The sequence below is a fragment of the Pseudomonas sp. WS 5059 genome, assembly GCF_012985525.1.
In the GTDB taxonomy this organism is placed as follows: domain Bacteria; phylum Pseudomonadota; class Gammaproteobacteria; order Pseudomonadales; family Pseudomonadaceae; genus Aquipseudomonas.
On the sequence record NZ_JAAQWO010000004.1, the window covers coordinates 514,960 to 527,694 of the forward strand.

The 12,735-nt window shown below is 63.2% G+C and carries 6 protein-coding genes; 1 reads left to right on the plus strand and 5 read right to left on the minus strand.

All coding sequences use genetic code 11. The annotated features are described in order from the left end of the window. Positions 1-242: 242 nt before the first annotated feature. Positions 243-6,158, plus strand: coding sequence for a DUF4329 domain-containing protein (locus HBO12_RS14660; protein WP_170042508.1), 5,916 nt, complete (start codon positions 243-245; stop codon positions 6,156-6,158). 14 nt (positions 6,159-6,172) lie between these two features. On the opposite strand, the gene HBO12_RS14665 is transcribed toward HBO12_RS14660, so the two are convergent. The 5 genes from HBO12_RS14665 to HBO12_RS14685 form a co-directional block, all read right to left on the minus strand. Beyond that, positions 6,173-7,183 (minus strand): FecCD family ABC transporter permease, encoded by a 1,011-nt coding sequence (locus HBO12_RS14665; RefSeq protein ID WP_169952094.1) that lies wholly within the window; start codon positions 7,181-7,183, stop codon positions 6,173-6,175. Continuing rightward, on the minus strand, positions 7,180-8,127 hold the full coding sequence (locus tag HBO12_RS14670) for an ABC transporter substrate-binding protein (protein ID WP_169952092.1): 948 nt from the start codon (positions 8,125-8,127) through the stop codon (positions 7,180-7,182). Before HBO12_RS14670 ends, HBO12_RS14665 begins: the two co-directional genes overlap by 4 nt. Further along, positions 8,124-8,912 carry an ABC transporter ATP-binding protein gene (locus HBO12_RS14675; RefSeq protein ID WP_170042510.1) on the minus strand — a complete coding sequence of 263 codons (789 nt, stop codon included), beginning with the start codon at positions 8,910-8,912 and terminating at the stop codon, positions 8,124-8,126. The genes HBO12_RS14670 and HBO12_RS14675 overlap by 4 nt, the downstream gene beginning before the upstream one ends. A gap of 35 nt (positions 8,913-8,947) precedes the next feature. Next, the gene (locus HBO12_RS14680; protein ID WP_170042512.1) at positions 8,948-11,056 is read right to left on the minus strand and encodes a TonB-dependent receptor; all 2,109 of its coding nucleotides are present in this window, start codon (positions 11,054-11,056) and stop codon (positions 8,948-8,950) included. Between the two features lie 153 nt (positions 11,057-11,209). Next, positions 11,210-12,592: a PepSY-associated TM helix domain-containing protein gene (locus HBO12_RS14685; RefSeq protein ID WP_170042514.1), complete on the minus strand. Its 1,383-nt coding sequence runs from the start codon at positions 12,590-12,592 to the stop codon at positions 11,210-11,212. Positions 12,593-12,735: the final 143 nt, after the last annotated feature.

The following is a 12,735-nucleotide window of genomic DNA, read 5'->3' on the forward strand; positions in this document are numbered from 1 at the left end:
AGCATCTGCAAAGGCTGTGCCTATTGGCTGCGCTGCCTTGTTATGTGGGCCATGGGCTGTACTGGTCGGTTGCACTGCACCAAGTGAGGGCTTGCCGGGCGTGCTGGTGCGTGGCGTGCGCCCGAACGGGGCAGGGCGTATGGCGCGGTGGATATCTATTTAGCGCCCTCGCGCTCGCGCCAACGGTAAAGATCGCCGTGACCCTGGCCAGCGTCTGGTCGGGGCATATTTGAGGGGATGTCATGGAACGACCTAAACGCGGTTGGTTCGGCAGCGGATTGAAGTCGGATGTGGTACTGCCACCAGTGGGACCGGCCTTTGTCACCATGGATGATGCGGCGCGTTATGCCCATCGACAGATCGGCAGCCGGCGCGATAAGGAGTATGGCGGGGTGATCCTGGAGAGCTTGGCGGACGGCTACTTCTATGCCACCGAGCCGATAGCGGGCGGGGCCTACACCTTCGATTACTGGACGGTGCTGAAAGTCGACAGCAATAGCCAGTACCTGCACCCACAAGGCTATCGGTGCGTGGCCGACTACCACTCTCATCCCGATGCGTTCGATGATTTTCAAGAGAACAACCCTGAGTTTTCCGAGCGTCAGGTCAGGGGGCTGAATGGCTTTTTTTCGGATATTGACCTGAGCATCTTTATTTTGGAGCGCGGTTTTTTTTCGGCCTCTTATCTGTCTGGGCCCGATGGCGGGTTGCTCAAGTATGTCACCACCGGCTCGGCTGAGGAGCAGCGTTTTGGTGTGTGGCTCGACAAAAAGCTGCACTTTGGTCATGCGGATGGCCCGGCCGATAACAAACCGGAGACCTTCTTCAAGAAGGCCGCCAGTGTCAGCCAGTTGTCCTTCGTGGTTCCGAGTGCGTTGTGGGGTGGCTCGACAGGCACAGTGCCCAGGCAATGGCGACCGTTCACAGCCTTTGTCTCGCGCACCTACGAGCTGCCGGCCTGCGGGCCGGTGTACGCCGGGCTTGATGCCCTGCTGGAGGTATTGCAGCAACGCAACCCTGAACGCGCCTTTATCCTCAAGGATGCCAACAAAGAGGACTATGTGCTGGTCGAGCCCCCGGCCGGCGGGCCCGCACCGGTGTCCATCCAGCAATTGTTCCCGCGCACCTCGGATGGTAAGCGCGTGTCACACGAGAGCTTCCATTGGGTGGCGGTCTATCTGGGACGCCCTCCGGTGCCCCTGCGTCTCCCGTCCAGGGACGCGTGGCTGTACCGTAACTTTTTTAGCCCGCTGGAGTTGGCGACCCAGCTTTACCATGGGGTGCAGTCCAGGGATTTGCTGGGGCCGGAGCGTCAGCTGTTTTTCTATCGCAACCTCAATGATGGGGCGTTGTTGCAATACAAGTGCGCGTTCTCGACCGCCGAGACTGAACTGTTTCGCGTCGAGCCGGACGGTCAGGTGGTGGATAACCAGATCGATTCGGCGCTGCTCGCGGGTACGCTGAGCCCTCGGGACTTTGTCCTGCGCGTGGCGGCAGGCGGGTATCTGTCGGTGATCCGGGCGGGCAAGATCTGGGACAGGCTCGGCCCGGTCGACGCGCAGTGGCGAGCCGTCTCCAGGGTTCCCAAACCCGTATTGAGTCCGCCCTTTGTCACCGCCGATGATGCTGCGCGCTGGGCTCACAACCGGATCGGCGAGCGACGCGACAAGGAGTATGGCGGTGCGGTGCTGCGACAAGGCGCGCGTTATTTCGCCACAGAACCGGTGGCCGGTGCGTCGATACAGTTTGATTTTCGCGCCATCATGGCCACCGATGAGCATGACTACTTCATTGCTCCGGCTCCCTTCGACTGCTACGCCTTTTACCACTCGCACCCGGCGGGCTCTCCCGGTGAACAGGGGTTGCACACTCAGTTCACGGCCGATGAGGTGGAGATATTTATCAGCTTTTTCTCGTCTGCCGACCAGGCGTTTGTCATCGGTAACCGTGAGTTTGCCCCGGCCCACTACCTGTCAGGCCCGCAGGGCTCGTTGCTCAAGTACGTGAGCAGCGGTTCAACGGCGGAGCAGACGCTGCTCAAGCAGTTGACCGGTGAGATGCCGATCCAGCCGGTCACCGAGTTTGAAGGGACTGTCTGGAATTTTGCCGATGCGGGCGACCTGCGGGTGGTGTTGGCCAACCGTGTCTGGGGCGGCGCTCGCGGTCGTGTCGCCAGGGGGTGGCGGGTCGGCGAACCGGTCATTCCCAAGGACACCGTGCAGGAGCAGCCGTTCTTTACGCCGCAGGCCAACACGGGGCAAGTTGCCGCGCTGATCGCCCTGAACCATATCAATGGCATGCCGGCGGGCGCTTACCAGGGGTTTGTGCTCAAGCATCAGAATGCCCCGAGCTATATCGCGACGCTACCGGTTGCAGCAGGCACAACCCTGGCCAGTCTGTTCCCCGCCCGTGCCGACGGTCAGGCGAAACTGCCCTCCAATTATCGCCTGGTTGGCCTTTACCGTAATGTGTTTGCCTCCGAGCCGAGGCCGTTGCCGGCCAATGAAGCCTGGCTGTATAAGCGGTTTGCCCCACCTGCGCTATGGGTGGAGGTCATGACCCAGGCTCTTGCCACCTCCAAGCTGCAGATCGCCGGGTTGGGGCTCAAGTTGTATCTGCAAGCCCCTGACCGGGCGCTGCTGCATTGGCAGGTGCCGAGTGCCGATACCGCCAACGAGCTGTTTAGCGTGGCCGGCCAGAGGGTGACTGACAAAGGCAACCAGGCGGCACTGCTCGACGGTACGTTGTCGTCCCGGGAGTTCGTGCACCGGGTGATTCGTGCCGGCGAGTTGACGGTGATTCAGCAGGGCGACTTGTGGAACGTACTGGGGCCGATGCATGACGGCGAGCGTCTGCCGCTGGGTTCGGGGACCACGCTGCTGAGTGCGGCATTCCTGACGGCCGATGATGCCGCGCGCCATGCCCATGAGAAGATCGGCTTTCGCCGAGGGACGGCCTTTGGTGGGTACATTCTCAAAAGGCCAGACGGGCGATTTTTATTCACCGAACCTGTGACCATTCATGGCGACGGTTTTTCCTCCGACCTGCTGCTGCCGAGACCGGGCGGTGGTTTGCTGGTGCCTCCGGTGGGCCATGAGATTCATGGGCGCTACGCCTCCCATGGGGCGGTGTCCTTCAATGACCTGGCCCGCCAGCGGCGCCTTGACTGGACCCTTTCGGACCTTGAGGTCAATGCCACGATGTTCTCGGATGTGGAGATCCGGGCGGTGATTGAATCCCGCCTGCCGGCCTACCTGAGCGGTTCGCCGAACAACCTGATCGGCTACACCCCCAGCGGCTCGGCCAATGAGTTGCTGGTGCTGAGCAACACCACCCGCGAGCCCGGCCAGCATGGTTACTTCGAACGCCTGGAAACCGGCAAGCTCAAGCCGGTGGACATCGTTACCCGCCTGGCGGATGCGGGCAATCTGCAAGTGCTTGTCGGTAGCCAGTTATGGGGGCCGCGTGGCACGGTCTACGACGACTGGACGCCCAACTTCGAGTATGCCCAGATCGATCTGCAAACCCCGGCGTTTGGTGCAATCTTCAACAGCCAGGACGCGGCGGCGCTCAATGCGCACATTCGCTGGTACGGCAGGAACCTGGATGCACAGGCGGCGACGGCCTACATTCTCAAGCACCCGCAACACGAAGAATATGTGGTCAGCGAGCTGTTGCCGATCAAGCCGCCCGGGCGTTGGTTGAGCGACTCCTCCAGGGGCTTTGGGTATCTGACCGGTGGCGACTTCGCCAAGGGCTTTGTGCTCAAGGGCCTGCTGTATTCACAGCAATGGCTGCCTGTGGGGCTGAACACTTCCGAGGCCTGGTTGACCCAGTTCTTTGTCACCCCCGAGTTGCTGTTGCGTGCCGAAGAAGATGCCCGGCATTTGCCGCGATCTTCTGCGGGGCCCGCCGTATTGCCTGTGTATGTGTCAACACTGGACGGCGCCTTGTTGCGGTATCAACCCCAGGCTTCGTCAATGCTCAAGCAGGGCATTGATGGCGCCGGTGTGACGATCCAGGGCATGAGCCTGCATGACGGCTCCCTGGATATCCGCCGGTTTGTCACGCTGATCGCCAAGGCCGGTGACCTGCGGGTGTTATATAGCAGCCAGTGCTGGGATCGACGGGGGCTGGTCATCGAAAACGCCACGTTATGGCGTCCCTATGGGCGTTTCACCCGCCGTCGCCTGGGCCCGGCTTTCCAGGAACAGGATGACGCAGTGCGCCATGCCCGCTCACGGCTGGGTGATCACGATAACGGCTTGCTGGGAGGCTTGGTGCTCAAGCGCCCTGACGGCCTGTTCGTGACCACAGAACCTTTGAAAGTGCCTCGCGAAGATTTCGATCCCAAGTGGATTTTCCCCGATGAGGTGGTCTCGGTGGGAGGTTTTCCGGCGGGCCATACAATTGTTGCGCGTTACCGCACCAGTGCTGCGCGGGAGTTGCCGTTTGCCCTGGAGGCCACGCAAAAGAGCGTCTACCGCAATATGCTTTCCACCCGGGTGATTGGCGCATCGCTGCAGTCGCGGGACGTGCATCTGACCCGCGAGTACCTGTTAGGCACCGACGGCTGCGTGCTCAGTTACACCCGTAGCCGCACAGCCCTTGAGGATCAGTTGAAAACAGCCCTGCAGCCATTGCAGCCGCAACGTGCCGAGCTGTTGGATAACCTTGTCGAGCGGCAGATGCGCGACGGCACGCTGACCCCGATCGAGTTCGTCACCCGGCTGGCCCAGGCCGGTACATTGCGCGTGGTGGACGGTAGCGTGGTGTGGGGCATGCCGCGCACGGTCACAGCACCCTTCGTTGCCAACGTCATCTGGCCCGAGCCGTTGTTGATCCGCAACGCCGTGGCCGACCCGCCGTTCAGCCCGCTCTTCACCCAGGAGCAGGATGCGGTGCGCTATGCCCATGAGCAGTGCAGGCCCGGTGAGAGCTTGCAGTTCGGCTACGTTTTCAAGTCGCCCAAGCTGGGGCTTTACATGGTCAGCATGCCACTGGTGCGTGCGAGCTATCGCGACTATAGCCAGGTATTCCCCCAAGGCCTGCTTCCCCAGGGGTATGCCCTGGAAGGTCTCTACCTCTGCGCCACCAATGAGCTGTTGACGCCGGCGGAGGATCCGTTGCACCAGGCGTTCTTCCTGCCCACGGATTTTGATACGGGCCTGCGTTTCTCCCAGCACGCTGTCAAGGACAAGAAACTGCGCCTCTACCTGTCGTGCCCGGACGGCGCGCTGCTCAGGTATCAGTACCTCAGTAGCGATGAGCAACTGGACACGCTCGGCTCGTTGCAGGTATTGCGCGAACAGTTGCTGCTGGGTAATGCCCGCATGCTTGACCACGTGCGCAGCCTGGTTGCCCGGGGCAATCTGGATGTGTTGATCGAGGGCCGGGTGTGGGCTGGCACGACACGGGTTTCCTCCGATTGGCAACCGGGTACGGGGCCAGGTTTCGAGGAAACCTGGCGGGCCTGTGGCCCGCTCTTTTCCCATGCCGACGATGCTGCCCGCGATGTACAGCGCAGGCTCGCGCCCTATCGTGGCCAGGAGTACCTTGCCGCGATATTGGGCAATCGTGCGCGCACCTCGTTTGTCGCCACGTTGCCGCGAGTGGCCGGGCTCGACACGGCGCAGCAGCTGGCGCTGTTCTACACCGGGCCAGATGGGCCGGTACAGCCGCTGGTGCAACCGACTGAGCACCCGGTGCCTGAGCCGGTGTTCCCGACGCAGTACCAAGTGGTCGCCGCACAACTGATCTACGGCGCCATGCCGCCCTCGCAAAGCAACGATCCCCAGGAGCAGCGGCTGCTCAACAACTTTGTCGGCCCGGCACTCTTGAGCTTGTTCCAGCGGGTGTTGCGTGCGCATGCAGAGCGCCCGGCAAGCCTTTACCTGTCGGTTCGCGAGGGGGCGCTACTCAAATACATTCCGAGCTTTTCGCAGATGGAAGACCAAACCCAGCAGCTGGGTGTGAGGCTCCAGCCCAGTGAGTTCCTCAAGCGCGTGACCGGCTATGGCCAGCTTTTTGTACTGGATCGGGATGCGCTCTGGCGCAACGAGGGGCGCACGGTGGAAGCTCAGGTCGACCCGCGCAACCAAACCGAAGAAACCCAGATCGATGAAGCATTGAGCATCCGCGACCGGGATGAGCTGTAAGCCGGCGCCTGAGCTTAGCGCCTGCGCATCAGGCCAATAAAAAACAGGCCGCCAATCGCCGCCGTGGCCACGCCAATCGGCAGGTCCTCGGGGGCGATCAGGGTGCGGGCGGCGACATCGACCCACACCAGGAACAGGCTGCCCACCAGCACGCACACGGGCAACAGGCGCCGGTGCTCGGCGCCCACCAGGCGCCGGGCGATATGCGGCACCATCAGCCCGACAAACCCGATGGAGCCGCTGATCGACACCAGCACGCCGGTCATCAGCGAGGCAATCAAGAACACCTTGAGGCGCACATTGCGCGCGTTCAGGCCCAGGGTCACGGCGGTCTGCTCGCCAGCCATCAGCGCGTTGAGCGGGCGGGCCATGCCCAGCAGCAACAGCAGGCCCAGCAGCACCGTGGCGCTGGGGATCGCCAGCAGCTCCCAGCGCGCCAGGCCCAGGCCGCCGAGCATCCAGAACATCACCGCCGACGCCGCGCGATGGTCGCCCATGAACAGCAGCAGATTGGCCGCCGCCATCATCACGAATGACACCGCCACCCCGCACAGCAACAGGCGATCACTCTCCAGCCGGCCATTGCGGCTGGCCACCGCCAGCACCACCAGCATGCTCAGTAGCGCGCCGATGAAGGCGGCGATGGGCAGGGTCAGCAGGCCGATGATTTCGCCCACATGCAGCACTACGATTACCGCGCCCAGGGTAGCGCCCGAGGTCACCCCCAACAGGTGCGGATCGGCCAGTGGGTTGCGCGTGACCGCCTGCAAGACTGCGCCAATCAACGCCAGCCCGGCACCCACCAGCGCCCCGAGCAACATGCGCGGTACGCGGATCAGCCAGACGATATGTTCCTGGCCCACCGACCAGTCCACCGCCCCGATACCCAGGGCCTTGTGCAGCAGGATCCGCCACACCACGTCCACCGGCACCCGTGCCGAACCGAAGCCCAGCGAGACCACACAGGACACCAGCAGCACCGCGCCAAGGGCGGCGAGCAGCAGGGCATAGCGGCGCTCGATCATTGGCCGTGGAACCCCTTGGCCAGGGTTTCCACCGCCAGCACATTGTCGATCCCAGGTGTGGCCTGCACGTAGGGGATCACGATAAAACGCCGCTGCTTGATCGCGTCCACCGATTGCAGGGCCGGGTTATCCAGCAGGAACTGGATTTTCTGCTCGGCGGTGATTTCGCTGTAGTCGACGATCACGATCACCTGGGGGTTGCGCTCCACCACGGTCTCCCAGTTGACCCGGGTCCAGCTGGCGTCCACATCGTCGAGGATATTGCGCCCGCCAGCGGCAGCGATCAGCGCCTGGGGCATGCCCAGGCGGCCGGAGGTCATGGCGCGGTCTTCGCCGCTGTCATAGAGGAACACCCGTGGCTGTGTGGCGGGCAGGGTTTTCTGCACAGCGGCGACCTGGGCCTGCATCCGGGCGATCAGGGCGTCGGCGCGGTCCTGCACGTCGAAGATCCGGCCCAGGTTGCGCAGGTCGTTATAGGTGTCGTCCAGGGTTGCTGCCGGGCGCTTCATCACGAACGCGCAGGATTCGGTCAGCTCCAGCACGTTGATGCCCAACGGTTGCAGGGTCTGCGGGGTGAGATCGCCCCCCACGCGCATGCCGTAGTCCCAGCCGGCGAAGAAGAAATCCACATTGGCGTTGAGCAGGGTTTCCACCGACGGGTACTTGGCCGCCAGCTCCGGCAGGCCGTCGAGCAGCGTGGCCATTTGCGGGGTCACCGCCTTCCAGCCGGTCACGCCGCTGTAGCCGACCATGCGCGACTTGAGGCCCAGGGCGAGCATCATCTGGGTCATGTTGATGTCGTGGCTGACCGCGTGTTCAGGGGCCTGGTTGAAGATCACCTCGCGGTTGCAGCTCTGGATCTTCAACGGGTAGCGGGTGGCCTCGGCAAAGGCCTGGGTCGCACCGCACAGCAGGGTAAGGCACAGCAGGGAACGCAGGATCATGGTTGGGTTATCCAGGTGATTCGCGGGTAGCCGGAAAGTGGATGGGTATCGATCAGTGCCTCGACACCGAACACCTCGCGCAGCAGCTCGGCGGTCAGCACTTGGTGGGGCGTGCCGCTGGCGACGATGCGGCCATGGTTGATCACGTACAGGCGATCACAGAAGGCGGCGGCCAGGTTCAGGTCATGGATGCTGGCCAGGGTGCCAATCTGCAGGCGCTTGACCAGCCCCAGCAGCTCCAGTTGGTAGCGTGGGTCGAGGTGGTTGGTCGGCTCGTCGAGGATCAGCAGTTGCGGCTGCTGGGCCAGGGCGCGGGCGAGGATCACGCGCTGCTTTTCACCGCCGGACAGGGTGGCGAAGGCATGGTCCTCAAAACCCAGCAGGCCGACGGATTCGAGGGCGTGCTGAATCAGTTGGCGGTCGTGCAGGGTATCGCTGTCGAACAGCCCTTTGTGCGGGGTGCGGCCCATGGCGACCACTTCATCGACCCGCAGGCCGAAGGCGTCGGGGAACTCCTGCAGCACTACGGCGATGCGCTGGGCGCACCAGCGCGAGGATTGCTTCCAGACGTTCTGGTGATCCAGATGCACTTCACCCTGCTCGGGCTTGCTGAAGCGATAGGCGCAGCGCAACAGGCTGGTCTTGCCGCTGCCATTGGGCCCGATCAACCCGACAAACTCCCCGGCACCCACCTGCAGGCTGGCATCACGCAGGTGGAACTGGTGATGACAGTGGCCATGGCCCAGGGGGGACCAGGCGAGGTGGTGGAGGTTGAGTGTGGGCATCAAAAATCTCAAGTCAAACAGCGATCCAGTGGTGGTTAGAAGGTGTAGTCCGCGGTCACAAAGAACGAGCGCGGCTCACCCAGTATCCATTGCTGGCCGTCATTGTATTGGCTCACGGCATAGGTGCGGTCGAACAGGTTATTCAATTGCAGGCCCAATGTCGTGTTGCGCAGGGCTTTCCACGAAACAGTGGCATCGACCACGGTGTAGCTGGGCAGCTCATTGCGGTTGGCCATGTCGGCGTAGCGCGCATCCACATACCGCACGCCGGCACCGGCGCGGATGTCGTCGCTCACCGCCTTGCTGACCCACAGGTTGGCCGTACGGCGCGGCACGTCCACCGGGCGATTGCCGTCGCGCGAGACCTGCACGCCGCCGACGTTCTGCTGGAAGTCGTCATATTGCGCCCGCACGATGGCCGCGTTGGCCTGCAGTTGCCAGGCATGGGGCAGTTGCAGGTCGAGGCTGGCCTCCAGGCCGTCGGAGGATTGCTGGCCCACTTGCTGTTTGAACTGCGGGTTGCCCGGCACATCGGTCAGCAGTTTCTTTTTGACGATATGGTAGGCCGCCAGGGTCCACTCGCCGCGCTGGTCCCAGAAAGCTTGCTTGATACCGATTTCGGTCTGCTTGGCGGTGGACAGGTCGAACGCCTGTTGGCTTGAACTCAGAGAGATCAGCCCGCCGACGCCATCGGTGCTGGTGGCGTACTGGCCGTAGACCGAGGTGTCCGGGGTGAGGGCAAACACCAGGCCGGCCTTCCAGTTGTTGCCGGTCAGGGTCTTGTCGCTGCGCTCGGCGCTGCGCAGTTCATCGCGGTCCAGGTGCACGTAGTCGCGACGAATGCCGGTGACCAGGGACAGGCGCTCGCTCAGTTGCAGGCGGTTTTCGGCAAAACCTGCGAACTGCTTGGTGGTGGTGGCGAACACTGGCAGGAACGGATCGGCGCTTTCAAACGGAGCCTGGGCCGGGTGTTTCACATCGATGGGCTGGCCACCGTCCACGACGTCGTTAAACGGTGAGTTGCTGGCCAGGCGAAAGCGGATGCGGTTGTATTCCACGCCGGTCACGGTCTGGCTGTCGAGGCCAAACAGGGTGTGTTTGAAGGTAAAGGTCTGGCGGTCGCCGACCTGTTCCTGGTTGTGCTTGATGCCAAAAAAACCGCTGCGGGTCAGTTGCCCGGCGCTGAAGTTGTAGTTCTCGGCGTTCTGCCAGCGGCGCTGGGCCTTGAGGTAGTACAGCTCGTTGTGCGCACTCAGGCTGTCGTTGATCTGCCACTCGCTGCTCAGGCGGGTCCACTGGTCGTTGTAATGCTGGGTGTCGTTGCTGACGTTGTAGTTCTTGTCGCGCAGGCCCTTGTGCAGGTGGCCGTTGAGCAGCGGCGTGCCGAAATAGTTCTGCGGGCGTTGGTCGCCGTAGTCGTGGGCCAGGGTGAAGCTCAGGTTGTCGGCGGCCTGCCAGCGCAGGGCGCCGCTGGCAAAATCGCTGGCCGAGTCGCCACGGTCGATAAAGCCATGGCTGCGCAGGCGGTTGAGGTTCAGGCGATAGCTCAAGGTATCGGTCAGCGAGCCGCCGCTGTCCAGGGCCTGTTGCTGGCGATCATAGGAGCCGTAGCCCAGGCGGATGTGGTTTTCGATCTCGCCCTCAAAGGGCTTTTTCGCGACGGTATTGACCACCGCGCCGGTGGCGCCTTCGCCATACAGCACCGATGCCGGGCCGCGCAGCACGTCCACGCGTTCGACGGCCCAGGTGTCGACCGGGAAGGTCGAGGTGCCCATGCCGTTGTACAGGCGGTTGCCGTCATACAACTGCATCACCGAACCCTGGCCGGCAAACCCACGGGCTTGCAGCGAGGTACCGCCGTCGCCCGGGGTGCCGGTGCGGCTGATGCCGGTGGCGCGGGAGATGGCGTCCTGCACACTGGCGTCGCCGCGTTCGCGGATCTGCTCGCCGGTCTGGCTTTCGACACTGCCGGGGGTTTGCCGGGCGCTGAGGCCCAGGCGCGAGCCGGCGGTGGTCGGGGTGTCGAGGTCGACAGGTGCGCTGTCCACTGCCGGGGCGGTCACGGGGCTGACGGGCAGGGTCAGGGCCTGGGCACTGTTTTGCAAGGCAAGCAGGCACAGGCCGCTGGCAAGGTACTTGTTCATCGGACGACAGATCGCTTCTTCGAGACGGTACTCGCCGCTGAGCGCGGCGAGTGGGGACGGTGCAGTAAGTGTTATAAGTTAACACTTCTTACGTTAGGGATGAAAGCCCGCGTAAGACTACATAACGCCTCTATGTAGGGCATCTCGCCTACCTCATGCAGAAGATGAGGCCGATTCACGTTGCTTGAAAAAACGCGCCAGTACCAGCCGATCCAACACCCACACCACGATCAGCGAGGCGCCGACCAGCGGGAAAATGATCGCCAGGGCCAGCATGATCAGCATCGCGGTTTTCCATTTCGGCAGGTCGTGGCGCAACGGCGGCACCCCTAGGCCGCCCTGTGGCCGGCGCTTCCACCAGATCACCAGGCCACTGACCGAACTCAGCAGAATCATCAGGCACACCAGCAGCACGATGATCTGGTTGATCACCCCGAACATCTTGCCCTCGTGCAGCATCACCCCGGACTCGGTGACCTGCGCCACCGTGTTGTAGTGTTCCCAGCGCACATCGGCCAGGACCTTGCCGGTGTATTGGTCGACATGCAGGGTTGCGTCATTGCGCGGGTCGTTGGCGAACACGGCGATGGTGAACACGCCCGTGGCCGTGGTGGGGAAGGTGACGCTGTAGCCCGGCTCGACCTGGCGTGCGGTGGCCAGGTCCACCACCTGTTGCAGGCTGATCGCCGGGGCGGCCGGGCCATGGTGCATGCCGCCGTGCTGCATGTGTTCGGCATGCTCGCCGGACATCGGCATGGGGGTGTTTTCCAGGGCCCAGGGCACGGTCTGTTGCGTGGCGGTGTTGAGGCTGCGGGCCTGTTGGTCGGACTGCGGCACGTCATTCCACATTGCCGCTGGGAAGTGGTTCCACAGATCGGCGTATTGCTTGCCCCAGAAGCCGGTCCAGGTCAGGCCGCTGAGGATCATCAGCAGCAGGAATGCGGCGCCCCAGAACCCGGTGACCCCATGCAGGTCGCGCCAGAACAGGCGCCCGCGACTGCCCAGGCGCGGCCACAGGATCCCAGCGGCGGATCTGCCGCGCGGCCACCACAGGTACAGGCCGGACACCACCAGCATCACCCCCCAGCCCGCGGCCAGCTCGATCAGGCGGTCGCCGGTGGTGCCGATCATCAACTCACCGTGCAGCGCACGGACGATGGCTTGCAGGTTGTAGGTCGTGTCCTGCTCGCCGAGCACGTTGCCGCGATAGGGGTCGACGAACACGGTCAGTTCGTGGCCGGCGTTGTGCAGGACAAACTGCGCGCTGCTGCTGGCGTCCACAGGCGGCAGGTATTTGCTGAGGGTGGCTTGTGGGTAGGCGGCCTTGGCGCGCTGCAATTGCTCGTCGGCGCTGAGGACGTGCGCGGCGGGCTCGACTTTGAGCAGGTCGGCATACATCAGCGGGTCAAGCTGGGGTTTGAACAGGTAGATGATGCCCGTCACTGCCAGCAACACCATGAAGGGCGCGACAAACAGCCCGGCGTAGAAATGCCAGCGCCAGGCCAGGTTGTAGAAGGAAATCTTTGGAGGGTTCATCAGGGCGCTCCGCAAGGACTCTAATGTTATGGGTATTGATGACGCTATTGCGGGCAATCACCCTGTAGGAGCCGGCTTGCCGGCGATGAGGCCCTTGAGGACGCCATCACCGGCAAGCCGGCTCCCACAGGGGGGATTGCCCG